This is a genomic window from Acidibrevibacterium sp. (assembly GCF_049965395.1).
Lineage (GTDB): Bacteria > Pseudomonadota > Alphaproteobacteria > Acetobacterales > Acetobacteraceae > Acidibrevibacterium > Acidibrevibacterium fodinaquatile.
In genome coordinates, this window is sequence record NZ_JBMFWJ010000001.1 from 122,941 (window position 1) to 149,467 (window position 26,527).

Genomic DNA, 26,527 nt, shown 5'->3' on the forward strand with positions numbered 1-26,527 from the left:
CTCAACTCTCGATAACTTGGCCGCTGGCTTTCGCGACCCGCACCTTACGCCCGTCCTCCAAGACCCGAAAGCCAACCCGCGTCGGCTTGTCGGTTTTGGGATCGATGAGCATCAGGTTTGACAAATGGATCGCCGCCTCACGCCGGTCGATACCACCCGGCTGGCCCATGCCGCGCGGCTTGAGATGGCGTTTGACCATCGCCACCCCCTGCACCACCGCCCTATTCTCACGCGGCAACACGCGCAACACCTCGCCGCGCCCGCCCTTGGCGGCGCCGCTGATCACCGCGACCTTGTCGCCTTTCTTGATGCGTGCCGCCATCACAGCACCTCCGGCGCAAGCGAAATGATTTTCATGAAGCGTTTGGCACGCAACTCGCGCACCACCGGGCCAAAAATGCGCGTGCCGATCGGCTCCTGTTGCTTGTTGATCAGAACCGCCGCATTGCGATCGAAACGGATCGCGCTGCCATCGGCACGACGCACCGGAAACGAGGTCCGCACGATCACCGCCTGATGCACGTCGCCTTTTTTCACCTTGCCGCGCGGGATCGCCTCCTTGATGGAAACGACGATGACATCGCCGACCGAGGCCGTCTTGCGTTTCGAGCCGCCGAGCACCTTGATGCACTGCACACGACGGGCGCCGGAATTATCGGCAACCTCGAGATTGGTTTCGGGATGGATCATTCGCCGCTCCTCAAACCTGCGTCTCGGCGTCCGCGACGGCCTCGCCGTTGCGCTCGATCACCCGCCAGGTCTTACGTTTGCTGATCGGCGGACACTCGATGATGCGCACGAGATCCCCGGCCTTGCACAAATTCTCTTCATCATGGGCCGCATATTTTTTCGAGCGGCGGATGAACTTCTTATAAAGTGGATGCATGACGCGTCGATCGACAAGCACCGTCACGGTCTTGTCCATTTTGTCGCTCGTCACGCGGCCAGTCAGGATGCGCTTGGGCATACGCGCTCGCCTCTCAGGATTGCACGGCGGGAAGACGCTGCTTCTCCGCCAGGATTGTCTTGACCCGCGCGATCTCGCGCCGCACCGCGCGCATCCGTGCCGTACCTTCCTGCTGGCCGACCGCGCGCTGAAAACGGAGATTGAACCGCTCCTTGCTGAGATCGAGCAGCAAGGTGGCCAGCTCGTCCGGGGTCTTGGTGCGGATATCACGCGCCTTGCTCATCTCAGGCATCCCCCATCCGGGTGACAAACTTGGTCTTGATCGGCAGCTTGGCGGCGCCGAGATCGAGCGCCTCGCGCGCGAGATCCGGCGCGACACCATCGATCTCGAACATGATCCGCCCCGGCTTGACCCGGCAGACCCAGAATTCCGGCGCGCCTTTTCCCGAGCCCATGCGCACCTCCGCCGGTTTACGAGACACCGGCACGTCGGGAAAAATCCTGATCCAGACGCGGCCGGCGCGCTTCATGGCGCGAGTGATGGCGCGGCGGGCCGCTTCGATCTGGCGCGCGGTGATCCGCTCGGGCTCCATGGCCTTCAAGCCAAAGGCGCCGAAATTCAACGCCGTGCCACCCTTGGCGAGGCCATGGATGCGCCCCTTATGGGCCTTGCGATAATTGGTGCGCTTGGGAGAAAGCATCCTTCGTGATCCTCAGCGCTGCGGGGCCTGCTCCGCGGCGCGCCGGTCTTGCGCCATCGGATCATGAGCCAGAATTTCACCTTTGAAAATCCACACCTTGACCCCACAGGTGCCATAGGTGGTCTTGGCGGTCGCGATCCCGTAGTCGATGTCCGCGCGCAGCGTGTGCAAGGGGACGCGACCTTCGCGATACCACTCCATGCGCGCGATCTCGGCGCCGCCGAGGCGGCCGCCACAATTGATCCGAATGCCTTGCGCGCCAAGCCGCATCGCCGATTGCACCGCGCGTTTCATGGCGCGCCGGAAGGCAACGCGCCGTTCGAGTTGCTGAGCAATGTTTTCGGCAACCAAAGTCGCATCGATCTCAGGCTTCCTGATCTCGACGATGTTGAGCGTCACCTCAGCCTTTGCCATGGCCGAGAGATCTTTGCGCAATGCATCGATGTCTTGGCCCTTGCGCCCGATCACCACGCCCGGCCGCGCCGCGTAAATCGTCACCCGCGGCTTTTTCGCCGGCCGCTCGATCACCACACGCGACACACCAGCGGCGTGCAGCTTGCTCCGCAGCCGCTCGCGCAACCGCATATCATCATGCAGCAAGCGCGCATAATCGGCGTCCGCGTACCAACGGCTATCCCAGGTGCGATTGATACCGAGCCGGAGCCCGATCGGATTGACCTTGTGTCCCATCGGCTACGCTGCCCCTTCCTCAGTCTGCGCTGCATTCGTCGCCGCGAACTCGGGGAGTTCAGCAACGACGATCCGCAGATGGCTGAACCATTTCTCCACCCGCGCCGAACGGCCGCGGCCGCGCGCGTGAAAACGCCGCATCACCACCGCGCGCCCCACCTCGGCGCGGGTGACGACCAATCGGTCGACATCGAGTGAATGGTTGTTCTCGGCATTGGCGATCGCGCTTTGCAGCACCTTCTTCACATCCCCGGCGATGCGTCGCTTGCTAAACGTCAGCGTCGCGATCGCTTGCGCCGCCGGCCGGTTGCGAATGAGCCCGGCTACGAGATTGAGCTTGCGCGGGCTGACACGCAAATTGCGCATCACCGCCTCCGCTTCGCTCGCGTCCAGTCGGCGTTCATGCTTCGGCTTGCTCATCTCAGCCCCGCTTTGCCTTCTTGTCGGCCGAATGACCGGTGAACGTGCGGGTCGGCGAAAACTCGCCAAATTTATGCCCGACCATATTCTCATTGACCTGCACCGGCAGAAACTTGCGGCCGTTATAGACGCCGAAAGTAAGCCCGACGAATTGCGGCAAGATGGTCGAGCGGCGCGACCAGATCTTGATGATCTCGTTGCGGCCCGACGCGCGCACGGCTTCGGCCTTATTGAGGAGATAGCCGTCAACGAACGGCCCTTTCCAGACGGAGCGAGCCATCGGTTCAGCCCTTCCCCTTGTTGCGCCGGCGAATGATCAGCTTGTCCGTGCGCTTGTTCACGCGAGTCTTATACCCCTTGGTCGGCTTGCCCCACGGCGTCACCGGATGGCGCCCACCGGATGTACGACCCTCGCCGCCACCATGCGGATGATCGACCGGGTTCATCACCACGCCACGGTTATGCGGCCGCCGCCCGAGCCAGCGCTGTCGCCCCGCCTTGCCGATATGGGCGTTCGCGTTATCGGGATTGGAGACCGCGCCGATGCTCGCCATGCATTCCGCGCGCACCATGCGCAACTCACCCGACATCAGCTTAACTTGCGCATACCCCACATCCTTGCCGACGAGCTGGGCGAACGTGCCGGCGGCACGCGCGATCTTGCCACCCGCGCCTGGCTTCATCTCAATATTATGAATGATGGTGCCAACCGGGATCGCCGCCATCGGCATCGCGTTGCCGGGCTTGATATCGACGCGCGCGCCGGAAACCACGACATCACCAACGCGCAAACGCTGGGGCGCGAGAATATAGGCGAGCTCGCCGTCCTGATACTTGATCAGCGCGAGAAACGCGGAACGATTGGGATCATACTCCAGCCGCTCCACCACCGCGGGAACGTCGAACTTGCGCCGGCGGAAATCCACCAGGCGATAGGCGCGCTTGTGGCCGCCGCCGCGAAACCGCGAGGTGATATGGCCGTGATTATTGCGCCCGCCTGTTCCCGTCTTACCGCGGGTCAGCGCCTTGACCGGCTTTCCCTTCCACAGCTCGCCACGATCGACGAGAATGGTGCCGCGGAGGCTCGCCGTAACCGGATTGAAATTCTTCAGCGCCATGGTCGATCCTTCACGCCAGACCAACGGTCAGATCAATGGTCTGACCTTCGGCGAGCGTCACATAGGCTTTCTTGACATCGCTTCGCCGACCCGGGCGGCCGCGGAAGCGCTTGGTCTTACCCTTGGTCACGAGCGTATTCACCGCCGTCACCTTGACGCCGAACAACCCCTCGATCGCGGCCTTAATCTCCGGCTTGGTCGCCTCGGCAACAACGCGAAACGCCATTTGATGGCGCTCGCCGAGCATCGTTGCCTTCTCTGTCACCACCGGGCTCCGAATGATGCGATACATCTCTTCGCGCGAGAGATGCGCCGCCCGTTTGCGCGCCGATTGGCCGAGTTTGTATGGCGACGTCATCGCACGATCTCCCGCGTCAGTCGCTCAGTCAAAGAAGCAATCCCGGCCGCGGTGACGGCGAGCACATCATGGCGCAGAATGTCGTAAACATTCGCGCCGAGCGACGGCAGCACGTCGATCCCCGGCACATTGCGGCTGGCGCGGAGAAGCTCGCCATCAACCTCGTGATCGACAATCAGCGCCGAGCGCCAACCGAGGGTCTTCAACTTCCCCACCAGATCCCTGGTCTTACCAACACCCCCGGCGCTCTCCAACACCACCAACTTGCCTTCGGCCCACTTCTTCGAAAGCGCCGAAATCAACCCGAGACGGCGTACCTTCTTCGGCAGATCATAGCCGTGGTCCCGCACCACCGGGCCATGCACCACCCCACCGGTGCGGAATTGCGGCGCCCGCAAGCTGCCTTGGCGGGCCCGCCCGGTGCCCTTCTGTTTATAAGGCTTGCGCGTGGTGCCCGAGACCTCGCCCATCCCCTTGACGGCATGCGTGCCGGCACGGCGCTTGGCCAACTGCCAATGCACCACCCGCGCCATAATATCCTCGCGCGGGCTGGCACCAAACACCGCGTCATTGAGTTCGGTTTTGCCGACCGCGGTATCGTCCAGCGTTCTGATTTCGATTTCCATCACCCGCCCCTCAGCCCGCCAGCGCCGCCGGATACGGCGCATCCGCCGGACGCGGACGCTTGATCGCATCACGCACCAGAACGAACGACCCTTTGCCCCCCGGCACTGCGCCCTTGACCATGATCAAACCGCGCTCGGCATCGACATGCGCAATCTCGACATTGAGTGTGGTCACCCGCTCATCGCCGAGATGGCCGGCCATTTTCTTGTTCTTGAACGTCTTGCCGGGATCCTGGCGATTGCCGGTCGAGCCGTGACTGCGATGGCTGATGGAAACGCCGTGGCTCGCCTCCAAACCACGGAAATTCCACCGCTTCATCGCGCCAGCAAAGCCCTTGCCCTTCGAGGTGCCAGAGACATCGACCTTCTGCCCGATCGCGAAATGCGCCGCCGACAGCGTCGCCCCCGGCTCCAGCACGGCATCAGGCGCTACCCGAAACTCCACCAGCTTCCGCTTTGGCTCAACCTTGGCCTTGGCAAAATGGCCACGATTGGCTTTGCTGACATTCTTCACCTTGGCGCGCCCGAACCCGAGTTGCACCGCAGTGTAGCCGTCCCGCGCGGGGTCGCGCACAGACACTACCTGCACCTCGTCGAGATGCAGAACGGTGACCGGCACATGAGTGCCATCATCCTTGAACAACCGGGTCATCCCCAGTTTTCTTGCCAATAATCCGGTGCGCATGACGTTTTCTTCAGATCAGATGCTTCAGATTTTGATCTCGACGTCCACGCCGGCAGCGAGATCGAGCTTCATCAGAGCATCGACCGTCTGCGGCGTGGGCTCGACGATATCAAGAAGGCGGCGATGGGTTCGGATTTCGAACTGCTCGCGGCTTTTCTTGTCGACATGTGGGGAGCGATTCACGGTGAATCGCTCGATATGAGTCGGCAGTGGAATCGGCCCACGAACACGCGCGCCTGTACGCTTGGCCGTGTTCACGATCTCCTTCGTGCTGTTATCGAGCACGCGATGATCATACGCTTTCAGGCGGATGCGGATATTCTGGTTGTCCATGGGTTCGTTCCAGCTCTACGTTTCGCGCGATCGCGACCTTACGCCTCGATCTTGGCGACGACGCCGGCACCAACCGTGCGACCACCCTCGCGAATGGCAAACCGCAGCCCGTCATCCATCGCGATGGGTGCGATCAGCTCGACATCCATCGAGACATTGTCGCCCGGCATCACCATTTCGGTCCCTTCCGGCAACTTCACGATGCCGGTGACATCGGTGGTGCGGAAGTAGAACTGCGGCCGGTAGTTGGTGAAGAATGGCGTATGGCGACCACCCTCCTCCTTCGTCAGGATATAAGCCTCGGCTTTGAACTTGGTATGCGGCGTGATCGAACCCGGCTTGGCGAGAACCTGGCCGCGCTCGACCTCCTCACGCTTGGTGCCGCGGAGCAGCGCGCCGATATTGTCGCCGGCCTCGCCGCGGTCGAGCAACTTGCGGAACATCTCGACGCCGGTGACGATGGTCTTCTGTGTCGCGCGAAGCCCAACGATCTCGACCTCGTCGCCGACCGTGACCAGACCACGCTCGATACGCCCGGTCACCACCGTGCCGCGCCCGGAAATCGAGAAGACGTCCTCGATCGGCATCAGGAACGGCCGATCCTTCGGGCGCTCGGGTTGCGGAATATAGGAATCGACCGCTTCCATCAGCTTGAGAATAGCCTGTTCGCCAAGCTCCGGGTTGCGATCCTCGAGCGCGCACAGCGCCGAACCCTTGATGATCGGAATGTCATCGCCGGGGAATTGATAGCTCGAGAGCAGCTCGCGCACTTCCATCTCGACGAGCTCGAGAAGCTCCGGATCATCGACCATGTCCACTTTGTTGAGGAACACGACGAGCGCCGGCACACCCACCTGACGGGCGAGCAGGATATGCTCGCGGGTCTGGGGCATCGGGCCGTCAGCCGCCGAGACGACGAGGATCGCCCCGTCCATCTGCGCGGCGCCAGTGATCATGTTCTTGACGTAGTCGGCGTGACCCGGGCAATCGACATGCGCGTAGTGGCGCTTTTGCGTCTCATACTCGACATGTGCGGTCGAGATCGTGATTCCGCGCGCGCGCTCCTCCGGGGCCTTGTCGATCTGGTCATAGGCGGTGAACGTCGCCCCGCCCGTCTTGGCCAGAATCTTGGTGATCGCCGCGGTCAGCGACGTCTTGCCATGATCCACATGGCCGATCGTGCCGATGTTGCAGTGCGGCTTATTGCGCTCGAATTTCGCCTTGGCCATCGTCTTGTTCTCCGTGCCCGGTGTGGCTCAGAAGTTCGTCGGGGATAGGGTTGCTTGATTACCAGCGGTAATGGCTGAAAGCCTTGTTCGCTTCCGCCATCCGATGCGTGTCTTCACGTTTCTTCACTGCCGCGCCACGGTTGTTCACGGCATCCATCAGTTCGTTAGAGAGGCGGTCTTCCATGGTGTGCTCGCCGCGCTTGCGGGCCGCATCAATAATCCAGCGAATCGCCAGCGCTTGTCGTCGCTCGGCGCGAACCTCGACCGGCACCTGGTAGGTGGCGCCGCCAACTCGGCGCGAACGCACTTCCACCGCCGGCTTCACATTGTCCAGCGCCTCGTGAAACATCCGCACGGGATCGGCATTCGCGCCGCCGCGCCGCTTCATGACATCGAGCGCGCCATAAACGATACCCTCGGCGACTGATTTCTTACCATTATACATCAGCGCATTCATGAAACGCGCGATCACGGCATCGCCGAACTTCGCGTCCGGCAGGGTTTCGCGCTTGACGGCGCGGTGACGGCGACTCATCGCTGTTCCCCCGTCACTTCGGCCGCTTGGCGCCGTAGAGCGAGCGGCGCTGGCGGCGCTTGGCGATGCCCTGGGTGTCGAGCACGCCGCGCAGAATGTGATAACGCACGCCGGGCAAATCCTTGACGCGGCCGCCACGGATCAACACCACGCTATGCTCCTGCAGATTATGGCCTTCGCCGGGGATGTAGCTCACCACCTCATAGCCATTGGTCAAACGCACCTTGGCCACTTTGCGTAAAGCCGAATTGGGCTTTTTCGGCGTCGTCGTATAGACACGCGTGCAGACACCCCGCTTCTGCGGGCAGCCTTGCAGGGCGGGAACTTTGTTGCGCTTGCCACGCGGCTCACGCCCCTTGGCGATCAACTGGTTGATGGTCGGCATAGACCTCTTTTCCAATCCCAACAACGGAGCCACGGCCGGAACCTCGGCGATCTGCCCCAATACGACGCACGCCAGACGCCGCAGCATTGCCTTCACGCCGTTCCCCCGCACTGGCCGAAAACATCCGGCCTACGGAAGATCCGTGTCTGCGGCCTAAGAAGCGGGGTCAAACCAACCGCTACGGCGCCGCGGACCTTGCTGCCTGCGAATAACGGCCACCCCCTCGTGAGAGCGGTTGGCTGAGGGCGCGGAACCTACGAGCCGCGTCGCCTCGAGTCAAGCGCCGCGCCGGCAAAAAACATCGCTCGCCACCCACCATCGCGCCGCCAATGCCGCTCATCTCCCAGCCCGGCCGCCAGTGAGGGCGGCATAGCCGCCGAGATAGAGCGCATGCGCGCCGAATCCGACAAATAAGAGGCCCGCCCCACGGGTGAGCCACTGCTGATAGCGGGCGTAAAAATGTCGGAATGGCCGCAAGCCGACCATTACCACCAACAACAGATCGGCGCCGGCGATACCCCCCGCCACCATCGCAAAAAGCGCCGGCAAATGGGCCATGCCAAGCCCTCCCGGCTGCCCCGAGAGCAGCGCGGCGAAGGTCGCAACGGCAACCGGGTAGCCCTTGGGGTTGGTCAGGCCAAAGACAACGCCGCGCAGCAGCGCTCGCCGCGGCACCATGGCCTGCCTCGCGATACCTCCCGCCCTCAGCGCACGAACGCCGAGCCAGCCGAGATAAAGCCCGGAGATGAGGTCGAGCGCGGCGAACACCCCGGCGCCGATCTCCCGCGCCCCGATCAGCGCCAGCAACGCGAGACCATTCCACACCAGATCACCGGCGAGATTGCCCGCGGCGAACCGGAGCGCCGCGCGTCGCCCGGCCGCAGCGCCGAGCGCAAGCAGGGCAAGAAAAGCCGGCCCCGGGATCAGGATATAGATAGCGCCACCCAAAAACGCCGCGATGAGGGGAGAAGACGTCATAACGCGGTGAGAGTGGCACAAAAGTCCACGCGCGCAAAAAGCGGTGCCAAGAATGCGGCAAAAAAAAGACCGGGGACGAAGCCCCGGTCTGATTGCCACCCCATCCTCTCGCCTTACTCGGCGGCAAGATCGCCGCCCGCGAGCGCCGGCGCCTCCGGCAGACGCTGCTTGTCCCGCCCGGCCGCGATGCTGCGCAGCCGGTTCATCACGCTGCCGGTCCCGGCCGGGATCAGCCGCCCGACGATGACGTTCTCCTTGAGGCCGTTGAGGCTGTCGACCTTGCCAGCGGTTGCCGCCTCGGTCAGCACCCGCGTCGTCTCCTGGAAAGAGGCGGCGCTGATGAAGCTCTGGGTCTGGAGGCTTGCCTTGGTGATGCCTTGCAAAACCGGCATCGCCTGCGCCACCCGTTCGCCTGCCTTTTCGCGCTTACGATTCTCGGCCTCGAACTCGAGCCGGTCAACCTGCTCGCCGACCAGATAGGTGGTGTCACCGGGGTCGGTGATTTCCACCTTCTGCAGCATCTGGCGGACGATCACCTCGATATGCTTGTCGTTGATCTTCACCCCTTGCAGACGGTAAACGTCCTGGATCTCATTGACGAGATAATCCGACAGCGCCTCGACGCCGAGCACCTTGAGAATGTCATGCGGCACCCGCGGCCCATCGACCAGGGGGTCGCCACGGCGGACGAAATCGCCCTCTTGCACCGAAACATGCTTGCCCTTGGGGACGAGGTATTCGGTCTCCTCGCCGGTTTCGTCGTTCTTGACGATGATCCGGCGCTTCGCTTTGTAGTCCTTGCCGAATTCGACGCGGCCATCGGTCTCGGCGATGATCGCATGATCCTTCGGCCGCCGTGCCTCGAACAATTCGGCGACCCGCGGCAGACCGCCGGTGATGTCGCGGGTCTTGCTGCCCTCGCGCGGAATGCGGGCCAGCACGTCACCCGCTTGCACCTCGGCACCGTTCTCCACCGAAAGGATCGAGTCCGGCGCCAGGAAGTAACGCGCATCAGCGCCGCTCGGCAGCCGCACCACCTCGCCCTTGGCATCCTTGAGCTGCAAGCGCGGTCGGAGGTCGGCGCCGCGCGCGCCTTGCTTATAGTCCACCACCACTTTCGAGGTCAGGCCGGTGACTTCGTCAACCCGCTCGATCAGGGTGATACCCTCGATCAGATCGAGATATTCGACCTTGCCATCACGCTCGGTGATGATCGGTAGTGTGTAGGGATCCCATTCCGCGAGCTTCTGCCCCCGGGTCACCCGCACCCCTTCATCGGTCAGGAGGCGCGCGCCATAGGGGACGCGAAACCGCGCCCGCTCGCGTCCACGCTCGTCAAACAGGAGGATTTCGCAGTTACGCGCCATCACCACCGGCACATTCTGGCTGTTGATGACGACGTTGCGGTTCTTGATCGCAACCGTGCCGTCATGGCTTGCCTCGACGCTCGACTGCTCGGCGCCGCGCTGAGCGGCGCCGCCAATGTGGAAAGTGCGCATCGTGAGCTGTGTGCCCGGCTCGCCGATCGACTGCGCGGCGATGACACCGACCGCCTCGCCGGCATTGACCGGCGTGCCGCGCGCGAGATCGCGGCCATAGCAGAGCGCACACACGCCGATCTTGGAATCGCACGTCAACACCGAGCGGATTTTCATGACCTCGACACCAGCGCGCTCGATGCGATCGGCGTCCTCCTCGCTGATCAGCACCCCCCGCCGCATCAGCACCGTGTTGCTCACCGGATCGAGCACGTCCTCAGCCGCGGTGCGGCCGAGAATGCGCTCGGCGAGACTGGCCACGACCTCGCCGCCATCCATCACGGCGCGCACCGTCAAGCCCCGCTCGGTACCGCAATCGGCATCGACGATGATGCAATCCTGCGCGACATCGACGAGGCGGCGGGTGAGATAGCCGGAGTTCGCGGTCTTCAACGCCGTATCCGCGAGCCCCTTGCGGGCGCCGTGGGTGGAGTTGAAATATTCGAGAACCGAGAGCCCTTCCTTGAAATTGGCGATGATCGGCTGCTCGATGATCTCGCCCGAGGGCTTGGCCATCAGGCCGCGCATGCCGGCGAGCTGGCGCATCTGCGCCGGCGAGCCGCGGGCGCCGGAATGGCTCATCATCCACACCGAATTGGTCGGCCGCCCGATCTCCTGCTTGCTGATCTCCTGCATCATTGCGCTGGCGACGGCATCGGTGCAACGCGACCAGGCATCGACCACCTTGTTGTAGCGCTCGCCGGCGGTGATCAACCCCTCTTGATATTGCTGCTCGAACTCCTTGACCTCGGCCTGGGTCTTGCGGATGAGATCGCCCTTCTCGGCGGGGATGATCATGTCATCCTTGCCGAAGGAAAGGCCGGCTTTGCACGCTTGGCCGAAGCCAAGCCCCATCAGACGATCGGCGAAGATCACGCATTCTTTCTGGCCGCAATGACGATAGACGATGTCGATCACATCGGAGACATTTTTCTTGGTGAGCTGCTTGTTGATCACCGCGAAGGGCACTTGCGGATGGCGCGGCAGGATCTGAGCGATCAGCATGCGCCCCGGCGTCGTGATCACCGTCTGGCGTTGTGGCTGGCCATTGGCATCGACACCGTCGAAACGTGCGCGGATCTTGCTGTGTAGCGTGACCACACGGGCGTGCAGCGCGTGCTCGATCTCGCCGATGGTGGCGAAGGCGGGCGCTTTCTCATCCGGGGTCGCGCGGAATTCCGGCGTCTCCAGCGAAAGATAATAAAGCCCGAGCACGATGTCCTGGCTCGGCACAATGATCGGCTTGCCGTTCGCCGGGCTCAGGATGTTGTTGGTCGACATCATGAGCACGCGCGCTTCGAGCTGCGCTTCGATGCTGAGCGGCACGTGCACCGCCATCTGGTCGCCGTCGAAATCGGCGTTGAAGGCGGTACAGACCAGCGGATGAAGCTGGATCGCCTTGCCCTCGATCAGCACCGGCTCGAACGCCTGAATGCCGAGCCGATGCAGCGTCGGCGCGCGGTTGAGCAGCACCGGATGCTCGCGGATCACCTCTTCGAGGATGTCCCACACTTCCGGCCGTTCTTTCTCCACCATGCGCTTGGCCGCTTTGATGGTGGTGGCGTGGCCATATTTCTCAAGTTTGGCGTAGATGAACGGCTTGAACAGCTCGAGCGCCATCTTCTTCGGCAGACCGCATTGATGCAGCTTCAGCTCCGGCCCGACAACGATCACCGAGCGGCCGGAATAATCGACGCGTTTGCCAAGCAAATTCTGACGGAACCGCCCCTGCTTGCCCTTGAGCATGTCGGAGAGCGATTTCAACGGTCGCTTATTCGCCCCGGTGATCGCACGACCACGCCGGCCATTATCGAACAAGGCATCGACGCTTTCTTGCAGCATGCGCTTTTCGTTGCGCACGATGATATCGGGAGCGCGAAGCTCGATCAGCCTTTTCAAGCGGTTGTTGCGGTTGATCACGCGACGATAGAGATCGTTGAGATCGCTGGTCGCGAAGCGCCCACCATCGAGCGGCACCAGCGGGCGCAGCTCCGGCGGGATCACCGGGATCACGTCGAGGATCATCCACTCCGGACGCAAGCCGGATTCGGCGAAGGCCTCGACCAGCTTGAGACGCTTGACGAGCTTCTTGCGCTTGGCCTCGCTCGTCGTCTCACGCAGCTCCGTGCGAAGCCGCGTCTTTTCGGAATCAAGGTCGATCTGCTGGAGGATGTGTTTGGCCGCCTCGGCGCCGATGCCGACCTGAAACGCGTCCTCGCCGAACTCGTCCTGCTTGGCCAGCAGTTGGTCCTCGCTCAGCAATTGGTGCAGCTTGAGATCGGTGGTGCCGGGCTCGAGCACCACGTAGCTCTCAAAATAGAGAACCTTCTCGAGATCCTTGAGCGTGAGATCGACCATCAGGCCGATCCGGCTCGGCAAGGACTTCAAAAACCAGATATGCGCGACCGGTGACGCAAGTTCGATATGTCCCATGCGTTCGCGCCGCACCTTGGCGAGCGTGACCTCGACACCGCATTTCTCGCAGATGATCCCCCGGAACTTCATCCGCTTGTATTTGCCGCAAAGACATTCGTAATCCTTGATCGGGCCGAAGATGCGGGCGCAGAACAAGCCGTCGCGCTCTGGCTTGAAGGTCCGATAATTGATCGTCTCGGGCTTCTTGATCTCACCATAAGACCAGCTCCGGATCTGCTCGGGTGCCGCGATCTGGATCTTGATCTGGTCGAAAGTCATCGCCTGGCCGGTCTGGCCAAGAATCTTCATCAGCTCGTTCATGCCATTTCACTCCGCTCGACCCGCGCGGCGGCGCGGGTGTTGCCAAGGGGAAGCTTTTCCGGAAATCCGCTGAGAAACGCCGCTATCATCCCGCGTTGGTACCGAGGTCGACGTTGAGGCCAAGGGATTTCAATTCCTTGACCAAAACGTTGAAGCTTTCGGGAACCCCCGCCTCGAAATTGTCTTGCTCGCGCACGATTGCTTCATAGACCTTGGTGCGGCCGGAAACGTCGTCGGATTTCACCGTCAGCATTTCCTGCAAAGTGTAAGCCGCGCCATAGGCTTCGAGCGCCCAGACTTCCATCTCGCCGAAGCGCTGGCCGCCGAACTGCGCCTTGCCGCCGAGCGGCTGCTGCGTCACCAGGCTATAGGGGCCGATCGAGCGGGCATGGATCTTGTCGTCGACGAGATGGTGCAGCTTCAGCATGTAGATGTAGCCAACCGTCACGCGCCGCTCGAAGGGCTCACCGGTGCGGCCATCGGTGAGAACCACCTGCCCCGAGGTATCGAGGCCAGCCGCCTGCATCATCGCCTCGATATCCGACATCCGCGCGCCATCGAACACCGGCGTTGCGATCGGGATTCCCTTACGCAGATTATCGCAGAGTTCGAGCAGTTCGTCGTTGGTGAGGTCGGCGACCTGCTCGGCGGCGAATTGCGGCCCGTAAATCGCTTGCAACCGCTCGAGCACCGCCTCGCGATCGGCGCCATGGCGGCGATAGGCATCGACCAGTTCGCCGACCTGGCGGCCGAGATTGGCGCAAGCCCAGCCGAGATGCGTCTCCAGAATCTGCCCGACATTCATCCGGCTCGGCACGCCGAGCGGATTGAGCACGAGATCGACCGGCGTCCCGTCATCGAGAAACGGCATGTCCTCGATCGGCACCACGCGCGAGACCACGCCCTTGTTGCCGTGCCGCCCGGCCATCTTGTCGCCCGGTTGGAGCTTCCGCTTCACCGCGACGAAGACTTTCACCATCTTCATCACGCCCGGCAGCAATTCATCGCCGCGCTGCAGCTTCTCGACCTTGCTCTCGAAACGCTGCTGCAAACGCGCAACAGCAGCATCGAATTCCCGCCGCAACAACTCGATCTCGGCCATCACCGCGTCGTCCTGAACAGCGATATGCCGCCAGGCATTACGCGGATGCTCGGCCAGCACCTCCTCGGTCAGCACGGTGCCGGCCTTGATCCCCTTGAACCCGCCCGCCGCCTTGGCGCCGAGCAGCTTTTCGCGCAGCCGGTTGAGGAACGAGCGCTCCTGGATCGCCCGCTCATCGTCACGATCCTTGGCGAGGCGCTCGATTTCGGCGCGCTCGATCGCCATCGCGCGCTCATCCTTGTCAACCCCACGGCGGCTAAACACGCGCACGTCAACGACAGTGCCCGTGACCCCGGCCGGAAGACGAAGCGAGGTATCACGCACGTCAGAGGCTTTCTCGCCGAAAATGGCGCGCAGCAGCTTCTCTTCCGGCGTCATCGGGCTCTCGCCTTTCGGCGTCACCTTGCCGACGAGAATGTCACCAGGGTTGACCTCGGCGCCGACATAGACGATGCCGGCCTCATCGAGATTGCGCAGCGCCTCCTCGCCGACATTGGGAATGTCGCGGGTGATTTCCTCCTGGCCGAGCTTGGTATCGCGCGCCATCGCCTCGAATTCCTCGATATGGATCGAGGTGAAAATGTCGTCGCGCGCAATACGCTCGGAAATCAGGATGCTGTCCTCAAAATTATAGCCGTTCCAGGGCATGAAAGCGCACAGCACGTTGCGCCCGAGGGCCAGCTCGCCAAGCTCGGTCGAGGGACCGTCGGCGATGATGTCGCGTTCGGAAACCTGGTCGCCGACCTTCACCAGCGGGCGCTGATTGATACAGGTCGATTGATTGGAGCGCATGAATTTGCGCAACCGGTAGATATCGACGCCCTTGGTGGTGCCGTCCTCGGCGGTGGCGCGCACGACGATGCGGGCGCCGTCGATTTGATCGACGACGCCAGCGCGGCGCGCAACGATGGTCGCGCCCGAATCCCGCGCGACCGCCGCTTCCATCCCGGTGCCGACCAACGGCGCGTCAGCGCGGATCAGCGGCACCGCCTGGCGCTGCATGTTCGAGCCCATCAAGGCGCGGTTGGCGTCGTCGTTCTCGAGGAACGGAATCAGCGCCGCCGCGACGGAAACCAACTGCTTGGGCGATACATCCACCGCCGAGACCTGCTCGGGCGCCACCAAGCGGAAATCACCCTGCTGGCGCACCGAGACCAGATCGCTGGTGAAACGCCCCTGCGCATCGGTCGCGGCATCGGCCTGGGCGACGACGAGCTTCTCCTCCTCCATCGCCGAGAGATATTTCCACCCCTCCTGCACGACGCCGTCCTTGACCAGGCGATAGGGGGTCTCGATGAAGCCGTATTTGTTCACCCTCGCATAGGTCGCGAGCGAGTTGATCAGGCCGATATTCGGCCCCTCCGGCGTCTCGATCGGGCAGATGCGGCCGTAATGCGTCGGATGCACGTCGCGCACCTCAAAGCCAGCGCGCTCACGCGTGAGCCCGCCCGGGCCTAGCGCCGAAAGCCGACGCTTATGCGTCACTTCCGAGAGCGGATTGGTCTGATCCATGAACTGCGAGAGCTGCGAAGAGCCGAAAAACTCGCGCACCGCCGCCGCCGCCGGCTTGGCGTTGATCAGATCATGCGGCATCACGGTGTCGATATCGACGCTGCCCATGCGCTCGCGGATCGCGCGCTCCATCCGCAGAAGCCCGATGCGATACTGATTCTCCATCAACTCGCCAACCGAACGCACCCGGCGATTGCCGAGATTGTCGATGTCGTCGATATTGCCGCGGCCGTCTTTGAGGTCGCACAGCACCTTGACGGTGCGGAGGATGTCCTCCTTGCGCAAGACGCGAAGCTGATCATCCGTCTCGAAGCCGAGCCGCATGTTCATCTTCACCCGACCGACCGAGGACAGATCATACCGCTCGGGGTCGAAGAACAGACCGCGGAACAACGCCTCCGCGGTCTCCGGGGTCGGCGGCTCGCCCGGGCGCATGACGCGGTAAATATCGATCAGCGCATCATCGCGGTTGGCGTTCTTGTCCACCGCCAAGGTGTTGCGAATCCACGGACCGTTTGATTGATCGATGGCGAGCGTTGGCAGTTTATCGACCCCCGCAGCCTCGAGCGCGGCAAGCCGCGCCTCGGTCAACTCCTCGCCAGCCTCGATGTAGATTTCCCCGGTCTCGGGGTTGACGAGATCCTCGGCGATGAACCGACCGAGCAGATCCGCGCGCCCGACCAGAACCTCTCGCGTGGTCTCGGCGATCTTGCGCACCAATCGGTTGGTGAGCTTGTCCTCCGCCTTGGCCACCACCTCGCCGGTCTCGGCATCGACGAGCGGCTCCAGAAGCTTCATGCCGCGGAACGCATCCGCCTCGAACGGACGCGCCCAGCCCTTGGGGGTGTGCGCAAACGTCACCCGGCCATAGAAATAGGTGAGGATCTCCTCGGCATCCATGCCGCGGATCTCACCGAGATCGACCATCTCCCCCTGCGCCGCCCGCGCCGCGCGGAGCGCTTCGGTCGCGGCATTGTCGAGGGCGTAAAGCAGCGTCGTGACCGGCAATTTGCGCTTGCGATCGATGCGCACATAGACGAGATCCTTGGCGTCGAACTCGAAATCGAGCCAGGAACCGCGATAGGGAATGACGCGGGCGGTGAACAAAAGCTTGCCCGAAGCATGGGTCTTGCCCTTGTCGTGGTCGAAAAACACGCCTGGGCTGCGATGCATCTGGCTGACGATGACGCGCTCGGTGCCGTTGATGATGAACGTGCCGTTATCGGTCATCAGCGGCATGTCGCCCATATAAACCGGCTGCTCCTTGATGTCGCGAATCGAGCGCGCGCCGGTTTCCTCATCGACGTCCCAGACGATGAGGCGAAGAACCACCTTGAGCGGGGCGGCATAGTTCATGCCCCGCTGGATGCATTCCTCGACGTCGTATTTCGGCTCCTCGAACTCGTAATGAACGAATTCGAGCCGGCCGCGGCCGGCGAAATCATCGATCGGAAAAACCGATTTGAAGACTTCCTGAAGGCCGGAATGCGTCCGGCTGTCGGGAGCGACATGCATCTGGAGGAAGGATTCGTAGCTCGCCCGCTGCACATCGATGAGATTGGGCATCGGCGCGACTTCCGGAATGCGTCCGAAATTCTTGCGAATCCGCTTGCGTCCGGTGAAGGATTTTCCATTGAATGATTTGGTGATCGCGTTCATGCTCTATCCTCAAGATCGCCAATGCGGCGAATTCGCCGCCATGCGCCCCGGAATAAGCCCGGAGAGCGCCCAACCTAGTCCGCCTTCGTCTCGCCCCGACGCTGATCCACCCCGGGCCTTCATCTCGGCCGAACGCCGCACCGGGCGCCCTGCATCGCTGCGATCAGCCCCGACAACAGGAAGTCAGACAGAGATCGCACCCGATCTCCGTCTGACCCCAAACACACCGGGGACAACGCCCCTTTGCGCTACTTGATCTCGACAGTCGCGCCCTGCTCTTCCAGAATCTTCCGCAGCTTCTCCGCCTCGTCCTTGTTGACCCCTTCCTTGACGGTCTTCGGGGCGCCCTCGACGAGATCCTTGGCTTCTTTCAGGCCAAGCCCAGTGATCGTGCGGATCTCCTTGATGACGTTGATTTTCTTCTCCCCGGCCTTGGCCAGGATGACGGTGAATTCGGTCTGCTCCTCGGCCGGAGCCGCGGCGGCAGCCGCCGCCGCCGGTGCAGCCACCGCTACCGGGGCAGCCGCAGACACGCCCCACTTCTCCTCTAGAAGCTTCGACAGCTCAGCAGCCTCGAGCACCGTGAGGCTCGACAGCTCCTCTACCAACTTCGCCAGTTCAGCCATAACGTCAATCTCCTACTTTATAAGCCCTATTCGGTTGCATGCAAGCCCCCAGTCCCGGTTTAGAATTCGCAAGCGAATTTCACGGGCACTCACTCTTTGTTTTCAGTGGCCTGCTGATCCCTGACATGCCAAAGCATGTCAGGAGCAGGACACTAGGGGTCAGTCTCGTCGCGTTGCGATCAAGCCGCCTCGGCGGTCTTGGCATAGGCCCCGAAAACCCGCGCAAGCTGGCCCGCCGGCGCCTGCAGAACGCCGGCGAGGCGCGTCGCCGGGGCATTGATCAGCCCCAGCAATTGCGCCCGCAGCGTCTCCAGCGACGGCAGCTCGGCCAATGCACGTATCCCGGCCGCATCCAGCGTCCGTGATCCCAGCGCACCACCCAGCACCACCAGCTTCTCGTTGGTCTTGGCGAACTCGACAGCCGCCTTCGCCACTGCCACCGGATCAGACGACCACGCGAGCGCGGTCGGCCCTTTCAGCAGCTTAGCGATGCCGTCGAATTGGGTCCCATCCAAGGCGCGCAGAGCCAGCCGGTTCTTCGCGACCTTGAATTGCGCCCCCGCCGCTCGCATCCGGCGCCGCAGATCCGTCACTTCGGCGACCGTCAGCCCGCTATTGCGGGTGACCACCACCATCGACGTCTCGGCGAACACCGCGGCGAGCGAGGCAACGAATTCCCGCTTCTCCGTACGGTCCACACAAGTCTCCTGGTTCTCGCCCGGCGCCAGCGCGCCGAGCCGGGTTGCCCTCAGGACCGCGGCGTTTCCCCCGCGATCCGGTTCGCCTGTCCCTTGCACACGGACCCACCAGGAGACGCCGCCGGACGATGCCGCCAGCCTTTCCGGGCTTCCCCGTCTCCCGCGCGCGGGCGCTCGGCCCCTTAAGATTCTCCCCGATCAGGGAAAACCACGTGCGGTCTCGGACAGGTTCGGGCGGCGGGCGAAGCCCGTCACCCTGCCCGCCGGCTCACGCCGGCGTATTTCGTGCCCCTTACGGGGCTATGGACGCGATATCGACCCGGATCCCGGCCCCCATCGTGGAACTCAGCGCGACCTTCTGGACATACGTGCCCTTGGCGCCGGTCGGCTTCGCTTTCTGAATGGCATCGACAAAAGCGCGAATGTTTTCAAGAAGCTTGTCCTCAGGAAAACTCGCCTTCCCAACCCCGGCATGCACGATCCCGGCCTTTTCGGCGCGGAACTCGACCTGGCCGGACTTCGCGGCCGAAACCGCGCCCTTCACATCCATCGTCACGGTGCCGAGCTTGGGGTTCGGCATCAGCCCGCGCGGGCCGAGGATTTTGCCGAGCCGCCCGACCAGCGCCATCATGTCAGGGGTCGCGATACAGCGATCAAAAGCAATTTCGCCAGCCTGCACTTTCTCCGCCAGGTCTTCAGCACCGACCACGTCGGCGCCAGCCGCCTGCGCTTCCTCGGCTTTGGCGCCGCGCGCGAACACCGCGACCCTGAGCGTCTTGCCGGTGCCGTTCGGGAGGCTGACCAGGCCACGCACCATCTGGTCGGCGTGGCGCGGGTCGATGCCGAGATTCATCGCGACCTCCACCGTCTCGTCGAACTTGGCGCGGGCATTGGCCTTCACCAGCCGGACCGCCTCGTCGAGCGGGTAAGGCTTGTTCGCCTCGATCGTCGCGTACGCCGCGCGCAGCCGCTTATTGTGCGCCATCGCTCAGCCCTCCACCACGGTGAGACCCATCGAGCGGGCCGAGCCGATCAGCATCCGCACCACCCCTTCGATGTCGTTGGCGTTGGTGTCCTGGATCTTCTGCGCGGCGATTTCGCGGAGCTGGCTCATCGTCACCCGCCCGACCGCGCCGCCCTTGCCGACCGTCGAGGAGCCCTTCTCGATCTTCGCCGCCCGCTTCAGGAAATAGGTATTGGGCGGCGACTTCATGATGAAGCTGAAGGTACGGTCGCCATAGGCGGTGATCACCACCGGCACCGGCATCCCGGGCTCCATCGTCTGGGTCGCGGCGTTGAATTCCTTGCAGAATTGCATGATGTTCAAGCCACGCTGACCGAGCGCCGGGCCGACCGGCGGCGAGGGATTGGCCTTCCCCGCCGGGATTTGCAATTTGATGTAGCCGGTGATCTTCTTCGCCATATCCCTGGTTCTCCGCACCTCGTAGCGAGGCCAAATGTCGAGACGAACGCTCCGAATACCGCGACGCTGCACGGCCCGGACAAAACACCAAGGGACCGCGGTACAAGCGGCCGGGCGCGCCCGGCCTCCCGCGTTCCAGATGAAGGCGGGCTCTTATCGAATGCCCGCCCGCAAGTCCAGCGCTATTTCGGCATGACAGGAAAGGAAACGCCATGACTAGCCCAGGCTTGCCGGCCCGCGCCCTCCTCGGCTTCATCGCTGCGGTGCTTTCGACCCTCATTTTCCATCAGGCGATGTGGGCGGCGCTGTACGTTGCGCACATGATGCCGCCACCCTTCCCGATGGCGCCGACGGCGCCGCTGGGTGTGCCAAAAATCATCAGCCTCTGTTTCTGGGGCGGACTCTATGGCGCGATGTTTGGCCTCGCGCTGCCCTCGCTGCCGCGTCCGCTATGGCTCAGCGGTCTCGGACTCGGCATCATCGCCGCCCTGGTCGGCCTGTTCGTCGTCACCGCGATCAAGGGTCTGCCGATCGGCTTCGGCTTCGCCCTGGTCCCCTGGGTCGATTCCTTGCTGATCAACGGTTTCTGGGGCATCGGCGTCGGCCTCATCACGCCGCTCCTCATGCCGCGTGCACCGCGCCCGGCGTAACCGCGCGCGGCGCCGCCGTCTGCCCGAGCACCCAGCCTTCCCAGGTGGCGAGCCAGGGATCGGGCGGCGGCGCGTCGGGGCGGCGGCCGGCGAGGACGCCGAGGACGGAGAGCACACCGAGCAGACAATCAAAACGGTCCTCGCCGGCGGGATCGGCGCCGAACCCGTCGGCGATCGATGCCGCGAGCGCCGGGTTCGCGCACGCCTCGAGCCCGCCGAGCGCCCGCAGCAGCGCCCCCGCGAGCGTTGCGCGGTCGCCCTGGCGGCGCTTCGAGCCAAACCGCCCGATGCCGAGTTGGCGCAGCGCCTCGGCGGGGTAGGTCTCGGCAATCACCACCCGCCCCGGCGCGAGCAGCCGCAAGAGCGGGCCGGCAAACGGCCAGAGGCGCAAGGCGGGATGGGGCGCGACCAGCAATGCCCGCCACGCGTCGATCGCCGCCTTGCCGCTCTGATTGGCGCCGAGCGTCCAAAACAGCGGCGCGCCGGCCGGGCGTTCGGCGGTCGCGCGGTCACAGGCGCGGCTGAGATCGGCGGCCGAGGTCAGCCCAAGGGCCGCTGCATGCGCCGCGCGCGTCATCCCGCGCCGGCCGCGGGCAGGATAGAAAGGCCGCCCCGGCGCAACCGTCGCGAGGCTTTGATTGACCTCGAAAAATTCGGGAAAATCGCCGATTTTCAGGAGAAAATCGGGAAAATCCCGTACCCGTCCGAGGAGATGGCGGGCGACATAAGCGCGCGGCAATCCGAGCGGAAAATCCACCCCGAGCACCACCGGCGCGCCACCGCTCTCGGCCAGCAGTCGGGCCGGCAGGGTCGCGGCATCGCCCACCGGCGTGGGCGCCAAAACCCGCCAGCCCGCTCCCTCACGCCGCGCCCGGCATAGCCAGCGCTTGCCGGCCGCGACGCTCCAATCGGCGTGCGCGGCAAGCAATCCGTCGGCGATCGCGGGCGCGCTCAGGAGCCGAGCGGGCGCTGGGCGCGTTCCAGCAGCCGGGCGAAAAATCCCTGCTTCGCCGCCTTGGCGGGCTTTCCGGCTTTCGTCACATGGGCCATCTCCGCCTTGGCGGCCATGGCCTCTTCCCGCGCCTTATGGGCGAGCCATTTATCGAGACTCATGCCGGCTTTCGCCGCTCGCCGCGCTTCATAGGCGCGCTGGCCGGGGCTCAACCCTGGCGCACCCGCCGCGCTTGCATCCTGCGCTTTCGGCACCGTGTTAGTCTCTCGTTTCGTCATCGCCCCACCTCCGCTCCGCCCTGCATTTCACAAAGCCCCCGCTTTTCGCAAAGCGGGCACCGGCCAGCAAGCGCGCTTACGACCCCGCGAGGGCGTCGCGGAGTTCGGCCTCGCCGACCGCACCGGCCAGCACCTCGCCGCCGGCGACGAAGCTCGGCGTGCCGATCAGGCCTAGATCGCCGGCGAGCGCCCGGGTCGCATCAAGCTGGGCGGTAATCGCCGGATCCGCCATGGCGCGGTCGAAGGCGGCCGCGTCGAACCCCACCGCCGCCACCGCCGCCATCACCGCGGCCGCGTTCTGCGGCGCAGGCCCCGCCATCAACCGCGCCCGCAGCGGAAAATATCGCCCCCGCAGCCGCGCCGCGAGCAAGGCGCGGGCGGCAACATCGCTCACCGGCCCCAGAATCGGCCACTCCTTCAAGACCAGGCGCAGCGCCGGGTCGGCGGCCAGCATCGTCTCGATCGTCGGCGCCATCGCCCGACAATAAGGGCATCGGACATCATAGAATTCGACCAAAACCCGGCTTCCGGCGGGATTGCCGGCCACTGCATCACGCGCATCATTGGCAAGACGCGGCAGCGCAGCGAGAACGGCTTGGCGCCGCGCAGCGTGCGCCCGTGCCAAAGTCTCGCGCTCGATGCGCGAGAGCGCCGCCTGCAATGCCGCCGGGTCGGCGGGCGGCGATTGCCGCAGCAGGCCGAGGATGGCCGCCCCCTCGGCGCCGCTCATCGCGCTTTCGGCAGCCTCTTGTGCATAGGAGATTGCGGGCAACGCCAGAGCAATGCCACAAGTAAGCAGAGACCGCCGCCCGATCAGCGTGTGCCGGCGAGAAACATGACGAGACGATGACCTCATGCGATCCATGATAACGCGGGCGCTGCCGGCCGTCTTGCTGGCGCTGGCGTTACCGCTCGCCGCCTGCAAGCAGACCCAGCGGTTCTTTTTCGGCGGGCCGCCCCTTGGCACGCCGGGCTATGTCATTGGTTTTCTCGGCGCGGTGATCGCCGATGAGCCGCGCGCCGCCCTGGAAGCGCGGGAGGTGCTTTCGGAAGGCGGCAACGCCGCCGATGCCGCGACCACGATCGCGTTGACGCTGGCCGTCACGCTGCCGTCGCGCGCTGGGCTCGGCGCGGGCGGCGCCTGTCTCGCCTATTTCCCGCCGGCCAAAACGCCCGAGGCGATCATGTTCCTCCCCCAGCCGGCCGAAAGCACGGCGACCGATCGCCCGGCGGCGGTGCCGATGCTGTTGCGCGGCCTGCTCACGCTGCAAGCCCGCCACGGCACCCGCACCATCGCCAATCTGATCCAGCCAGCCGAGGGCCTCGCGCGGTTCGGCGTCCCGGTCTCGACCGCGCTCGCCCGCGACCTCAAGGTCGTCGGCCAGGCGTTGACCCTCGATCCCGGCGCCAGCCCCTTCGCTTCCATCACCGGCGGCCCGCTGACCGAGGGCACGACGCTGATGCAGCCCGATCTCGGTACCACCTTCGCCGAAATCCGCATCAATGGCGTCAACGATCTCTATGGCGGCGCCTTGGCCGAACGGCTGGAGCGCGCCTCGGCCAATGCCGGCAGCCCGATCACCGCCGGCGATCTCGCGAAAGCCCGGGCCAGCATCGCCGAGCCAATCATCATTCCGGGTTGGCCGGGCAGCCATGCGGACATCGCCTTCTTGCCGCTCCCGGCCGATGGCGGGATCGCCGCGGCCGCCGCGTTTCAGGCCCTCACCCATAATAGCGAGGACGTTAGCGGCGCCCGTGCCATCGCCCGCGCGGTTGCGGCGCGCTACCGACAATCGGGAGGTGATGCGAAAACCCTGCTCGCAACCCAAGCCGACGGCACCGCCAGCCTGCCCGCGCTTCCGGCCTCGACGGGCTTCGTCGCGCTCGACCGCAAGGGCGGCGCCGTTGCCTGTGACGTCACGATGGGCAATCTCTTCGGCATCGGGCGGATCGCGCGCGGCACCGGGCTCGTCCTTGCCGCCTCGCCCAAGACGTGGCCGCCGCCGCTGCTCTCCGCCGCGATCGCCTTCAACCCCGCGCGCTTCGGCTTCCGCGCCGCCGTCGCCACCTCGGGGCAGGAGGGCGCGCCATTGGCGACCGCCGTCGCCCTCGCCGAAACATTGAGCATGACCGAGAAGCCAAAATTGAAAAAGGGCCAGACGCTGCGCTTCATGCCCACCCCGGTGCCTGACCCAGGGCGGGCCAATGTCGTCGGTTGCTCGGCGGGTTTGCCAGGGGCGGAGAAATTCTGCGCCTGGCAAGCCGATCCGCGCCTCAATGGCCTTGCCACCGGCGGCGAGGATCAGGAGAAAATCGAAATGGAGAGAGCTGAATGATGGCCGCGACCGGCATCCCCCCCGCGTGACCCCCGCGGCCCGCCTGGCGAGCGCGATCGAGCTGCTCACCGCCATCACGGAGACGCCGCGCAAGCCCGCCGACGCGATCGCGAGCGACTTCTTTCGTGCCCGCCGCTTCATCGGCGCGAGCGACCGACGCGCGGTCTCCGAACAGGTCTGGGCGGTGCTCCGCGCCTGGCGCCGGCTCGATTGGTGGCTTGGCGCGGAGGGTGGCGCGAGCCCGCGGCTCCGTCTCGGCGCGCTGATGCTGCTCACTGGCACCCCGTTGGATACCGTGGACGCGCTGTTTTCCGGCGGGCGTTATGCGCCGATGGTGCTCGATGAGCGCGAGCGCGCGATTTTGACGCGGCTTTCCGGCCACACGCTCGCCCATCCGCGCATGCCCGATGCCGTGCATAACGAAGTGCCGGATTTTCTCCACCCCCTTCTCGCCGCCCGCTTCGGCGCCGATCTCGCCGATGAATTGGCCGCCCTCGCCCGCCCCGCGCCCCTTGATCTCCGCGTCAATCTGCTCAAAACGACGCGAGAGGCCGCGCGGGCAGCCCTCGCGCAAGCCGGCATCATCGCGGAACCGACCCCCCATTCGCCCTGGGGGCTGCGCGTTGCTGGCCGGCCGCCGATCACCGCGACCGCCCCGTTTCGTGACGGCTGGGTTGAAATCCAGGACGAGGGCAGCCAGCTCGCGGCGGCGCTGGCCGATGCCCGGCCGGGGATGCGGGTGGCCGATTTCTGCGCCGGCGCTGGCGGCAAAACCCTCGCGATGGCGATGATGATGGACAATCGCGGCCATCTCGTCGCTTGCGACGTCTCGGCGCCACGGCTCGAGGGCGCGCTCAAGCGGCTGCGGCGCGCCGGGGTTCATAATGTCGAGCGGCATCATCTGGTTCCCGGCGACAAATGGATCAAGCGCCATCTCGGCGGGTTCGACCGCGTTTTCGTCGATGCGCCCTGCACCGGCACCGGTACTTGGCGGCGCAACCCCGACGCGCGGCGTACCCTCACCACCAGCGACCTCTCGGAGCTGCTCGCACGCCAGCAGGAAATTCTCGCCCAGGCCGCAAAATTGGTGCGCAAGGGGGGGCGTCTCGTCTACGCTACCTGCTCGTTGCTGGCCGAGGAGAACGAGGCGCAAGTGTCCGCATTTCTGACCCATCACGGCGATTTCGCGCCCCGCGGGCTCGCCGCTATCTGGCCTTTCGGCAGTGCCGCCGCGGCGGCGCTCGGCGTCGGCCTCTATCTCAGCCTAACCCCGCACCGCCATGGCACGGACGGCTTCTTCGCCGCCGTGCTGGAGCGCGCACCATGATCGCCATCCGCCGCGCCCGCCCGGCCGATGCGGCGGCGATCGGGGCGGTGCATGTCGCGGCTTGGCGCAGCGCCTATCCCGGGATCCTCCCCGATGATTATCTCGCCCGACTCTCGGTGCCGCGTCAGGCCGCCTATTATGACAGCGCCATCCGCGGCGGCGCGAGTGTGCATGTCCTGACCGCGTCAGGCCGCGATCTGCCGAGCAGCCTCGTGCCCGGGGCGCGCATCATCGGCTTCGTCACCGCCAATCGCGGCCGCGACCTTGCCGATGGCGAAATTGAAACCCTCTACATTCTCGATGACTGGCGCGAACGCGGGCTCGGCCGGCTTCTGCTCGCAACCACCGCCCAACATCTCGCGGCGATCGGCTGCCGCTCGGTCTTTCTCTGGGTGCTGCGCGACAATCCGAGCCGGTTTTTCTACCAGCATCTCGGCGGCCGCGCGGTCGCCGAAAGTCACACGCGCGTCGCCGGCCAAAAACTGCCTCAGATCGCCTTCGCCTGGGATCCGATCGAGCGCTTGGTCGAATCCGCCTCCCGCGCGACCTGACGGGCGGCGCTGGTGTCATTCGCCGTTCGCCTGCTCACAGGCAGCGCGGAGATCGGTGCTTTGCGATAGCATCTCCGGGTTGTCCGCATTCATATCCGGCAGAACCGCCGCCTCCGCCTGATAGAGGCATTTCTGCTGGATCGGGTCGACGGGCGCGCATCGGGGCGAGCGGGA

Annotated in this window: 30 protein-coding genes; 4 read left to right on the top strand and 26 right to left on the bottom strand. The window is 64.6% G+C overall.

All coding sequences use genetic code 11. The annotated features are described in order from the left end of the window. Position 1: 1 nt before the first annotated feature. From rplX to rplK, 23 genes are all read right to left on the bottom strand, one after another. The gene (gene rplX, locus ACP5M5_RS00615) at positions 2-322 is read right to left on the bottom strand and encodes a 50S ribosomal protein L24 (protein ID WP_114911473.1); all 321 of its coding nucleotides are present in this window, start codon (positions 320-322) and stop codon (positions 2-4) included. Further along, positions 322-690: a 50S ribosomal protein L14 gene (gene rplN / locus ACP5M5_RS00620; RefSeq protein WP_114911472.1), complete on the bottom strand. Its 369-nt coding sequence runs from the start codon at positions 688-690 to the stop codon at positions 322-324. The genes rplX and rplN overlap by 1 nt, the downstream gene beginning before the upstream one ends. A 10-nt stretch (positions 691-700) precedes the next feature. Beyond that, the gene (gene rpsQ, locus ACP5M5_RS00625; protein ID WP_427934869.1) at positions 701-967 is read right to left on the bottom strand and encodes a 30S ribosomal protein S17; all 267 of its coding nucleotides are present in this window, start codon (positions 965-967) and stop codon (positions 701-703) included. Positions 968-980: 13 nt separating this feature from the next. Further along, on the bottom strand, positions 981-1,190 hold the full coding sequence (gene rpmC / locus ACP5M5_RS00630) for a 50S ribosomal protein L29 (protein ID WP_114911470.1): 210 nt from the start codon (positions 1,188-1,190) through the stop codon (positions 981-983). 1 nt (position 1,191) lies between these two features. Then, complete coding sequence (rplP, locus tag ACP5M5_RS00635; protein WP_114911469.1) at positions 1,192-1,608, bottom strand: 50S ribosomal protein L16; 417 nt, start codon at positions 1,606-1,608, stop codon at positions 1,192-1,194. 12 nt (positions 1,609-1,620) lie between these two features. Further along, on the bottom strand, positions 1,621-2,298 hold the full coding sequence (gene rpsC / locus ACP5M5_RS00640; RefSeq protein ID WP_114911468.1) for a 30S ribosomal protein S3: 678 nt from the start codon (positions 2,296-2,298) through the stop codon (positions 1,621-1,623). A 3-nt stretch (positions 2,299-2,301) separates the two neighbouring features. Then, positions 2,302-2,718: a 50S ribosomal protein L22 gene (gene rplV, locus ACP5M5_RS00645; RefSeq protein ID WP_427934870.1), complete on the bottom strand. Its 417-nt coding sequence runs from the start codon at positions 2,716-2,718 to the stop codon at positions 2,302-2,304. Between the two features lies 1 nt (position 2,719). After that, positions 2,720-2,998 (bottom strand): 30S ribosomal protein S19, encoded by a 279-nt coding sequence (gene rpsS / locus ACP5M5_RS00650; RefSeq protein WP_114911466.1) that lies wholly within the window; start codon positions 2,996-2,998, stop codon positions 2,720-2,722. Between the two features lie 4 nt (positions 2,999-3,002). Further along, a complete protein-coding gene (gene rplB / locus ACP5M5_RS00655; RefSeq protein WP_114911465.1) occupies positions 3,003-3,836 on the bottom strand; it encodes a 50S ribosomal protein L2 in 834 nt (277 codons plus the stop codon). Between the two features lie 10 nt (positions 3,837-3,846). Further along, entirely contained in the window at positions 3,847-4,194 is a 348-nt protein-coding gene (locus tag ACP5M5_RS00660) for a 50S ribosomal protein L23 (RefSeq protein ID WP_114911464.1), read from the bottom strand. Further along, positions 4,191-4,820: a 50S ribosomal protein L4 gene (gene rplD, locus ACP5M5_RS00665; RefSeq protein ID WP_427934873.1), complete on the bottom strand. Its 630-nt coding sequence runs from the start codon at positions 4,818-4,820 to the stop codon at positions 4,191-4,193. Before rplD ends, ACP5M5_RS00660 begins: the two co-directional genes overlap by 4 nt. Before the next feature lie 10 nt (positions 4,821-4,830). After that, positions 4,831-5,505 carry a 50S ribosomal protein L3 gene (gene rplC, locus ACP5M5_RS00670; RefSeq protein WP_274964959.1) on the bottom strand — a complete coding sequence of 225 codons (675 nt, stop codon included), beginning with the start codon at positions 5,503-5,505 and terminating at the stop codon, positions 4,831-4,833. 24 nt (positions 5,506-5,529) lie between these two features. Beyond that, on the bottom strand, positions 5,530-5,838 hold the full coding sequence (rpsJ, locus tag ACP5M5_RS00675; protein ID WP_048860021.1) for a 30S ribosomal protein S10: 309 nt from the start codon (positions 5,836-5,838) through the stop codon (positions 5,530-5,532). Positions 5,839-5,876: 38 nt separating this feature from the next. Next, on the bottom strand, positions 5,877-7,067 hold the full coding sequence (gene tuf / locus ACP5M5_RS00680) for an elongation factor Tu (protein ID WP_114911462.1): 1,191 nt from the start codon (positions 7,065-7,067) through the stop codon (positions 5,877-5,879). A 58-nt stretch (positions 7,068-7,125) separates the two neighbouring features. After that, positions 7,126-7,602, bottom strand: a complete 477-nt coding sequence (gene rpsG, locus ACP5M5_RS00685; protein ID WP_114911461.1) for a 30S ribosomal protein S7 — start codon at positions 7,600-7,602, stop codon at positions 7,126-7,128. Between the two features lie 13 nt (positions 7,603-7,615). Continuing rightward, complete coding sequence (gene rpsL, locus ACP5M5_RS00690) at positions 7,616-7,987, bottom strand: 30S ribosomal protein S12 (RefSeq protein WP_114911460.1); 372 nt, start codon at positions 7,985-7,987, stop codon at positions 7,616-7,618. A gap of 336 nt (positions 7,988-8,323) precedes the next feature. Further along, positions 8,324-8,965: a LysE family translocator gene (locus ACP5M5_RS00695; protein WP_114911459.1), complete on the bottom strand. Its 642-nt coding sequence runs from the start codon at positions 8,963-8,965 to the stop codon at positions 8,324-8,326. A gap of 113 nt (positions 8,966-9,078) precedes the next feature. Continuing rightward, positions 9,079-13,239 carry a DNA-directed RNA polymerase subunit beta' gene (gene rpoC, locus ACP5M5_RS00700; RefSeq protein ID WP_427934876.1) on the bottom strand — a complete coding sequence of 1,387 codons (4,161 nt, stop codon included), beginning with the start codon at positions 13,237-13,239 and terminating at the stop codon, positions 9,079-9,081. Between the two features lie 85 nt (positions 13,240-13,324). Beyond that, positions 13,325-17,512 (bottom strand): DNA-directed RNA polymerase subunit beta, encoded by a 4,188-nt coding sequence (rpoB, locus tag ACP5M5_RS00705; RefSeq protein WP_427934877.1) that lies wholly within the window; start codon positions 17,510-17,512, stop codon positions 13,325-13,327. 248 nt (positions 17,513-17,760) lie between these two features. After that, the gene (rplL, locus tag ACP5M5_RS00710; RefSeq protein ID WP_427934879.1) at positions 17,761-18,138 is read right to left on the bottom strand and encodes a 50S ribosomal protein L7/L12; all 378 of its coding nucleotides are present in this window, start codon (positions 18,136-18,138) and stop codon (positions 17,761-17,763) included. 179 nt (positions 18,139-18,317) lie between these two features. Then, the gene (gene rplJ, locus ACP5M5_RS00715; protein WP_114913693.1) at positions 18,318-18,836 is read right to left on the bottom strand and encodes a 50S ribosomal protein L10; all 519 of its coding nucleotides are present in this window, start codon (positions 18,834-18,836) and stop codon (positions 18,318-18,320) included. A gap of 292 nt (positions 18,837-19,128) precedes the next feature. Continuing rightward, positions 19,129-19,821, bottom strand: coding sequence for a 50S ribosomal protein L1 (gene rplA / locus ACP5M5_RS00720; RefSeq protein WP_114911455.1), 693 nt, complete (start codon positions 19,819-19,821; stop codon positions 19,129-19,131). A 3-nt stretch (positions 19,822-19,824) separates the two neighbouring features. After that, positions 19,825-20,259 carry a 50S ribosomal protein L11 gene (gene rplK / locus ACP5M5_RS00725; RefSeq protein ID WP_427934881.1) on the bottom strand — a complete coding sequence of 145 codons (435 nt, stop codon included), beginning with the start codon at positions 20,257-20,259 and terminating at the stop codon, positions 19,825-19,827. Positions 20,260-20,471: 212 nt separating this feature from the next. Between rplK and ACP5M5_RS00730 the strand changes: the two genes are divergently transcribed. Further along, on the top strand, positions 20,472-20,909 hold the full coding sequence (locus ACP5M5_RS00730; RefSeq protein WP_427934882.1) for a hypothetical protein: 438 nt from the start codon (positions 20,472-20,474) through the stop codon (positions 20,907-20,909). On the opposite strand, the gene ACP5M5_RS00735 is transcribed toward ACP5M5_RS00730, so the two are convergent. The 3 genes from ACP5M5_RS00735 to ACP5M5_RS00745 form a co-directional block, all read right to left on the bottom strand. After that, on the bottom strand, positions 20,881-21,837 hold the full coding sequence (locus ACP5M5_RS00735) for a hypothetical protein (protein ID WP_427934883.1): 957 nt from the start codon (positions 21,835-21,837) through the stop codon (positions 20,881-20,883). The two genes, ACP5M5_RS00730 and ACP5M5_RS00735, sit on opposite strands and share 29 nt — an antisense overlap. A 23-nt stretch (positions 21,838-21,860) precedes the next feature. Next, positions 21,861-22,139 (bottom strand): hypothetical protein, encoded by a 279-nt coding sequence (locus ACP5M5_RS00740; protein WP_427934884.1) that lies wholly within the window; start codon positions 22,137-22,139, stop codon positions 21,861-21,863. Positions 22,140-22,215: 76 nt separating this feature from the next. Beyond that, positions 22,216-22,869 (bottom strand): DsbA family protein, encoded by a 654-nt coding sequence (locus ACP5M5_RS00745; protein WP_427934885.1) that lies wholly within the window; start codon positions 22,867-22,869, stop codon positions 22,216-22,218. Positions 22,870-22,993: 124 nt separating this feature from the next. Here ACP5M5_RS00745 and ACP5M5_RS00750 point away from each other — a divergent pair, with 124 nt between their 5' ends. From ACP5M5_RS00750 to ACP5M5_RS00760, 3 genes are read left to right on the top strand one after another with little or no spacing between them, the layout of a single operon-like run. After that, on the top strand, positions 22,994-24,475 hold the full coding sequence (locus ACP5M5_RS00750) for a gamma-glutamyltransferase (RefSeq protein WP_427934887.1): 1,482 nt from the start codon (positions 22,994-22,996) through the stop codon (positions 24,473-24,475). A gap of 25 nt (positions 24,476-24,500) precedes the next feature. Next, entirely contained in the window at positions 24,501-25,802 is a 1,302-nt protein-coding gene (locus ACP5M5_RS00755; protein ID WP_427934889.1) for an RsmB/NOP family class I SAM-dependent RNA methyltransferase, read from the top strand. Beyond that, entirely contained in the window at positions 25,799-26,353 is a 555-nt protein-coding gene (locus ACP5M5_RS00760; protein WP_427934890.1) for a GNAT family N-acetyltransferase, read from the top strand. Before ACP5M5_RS00755 ends, ACP5M5_RS00760 begins: the two co-directional genes overlap by 4 nt. Positions 26,354-26,527: the final 174 nt, after the last annotated feature.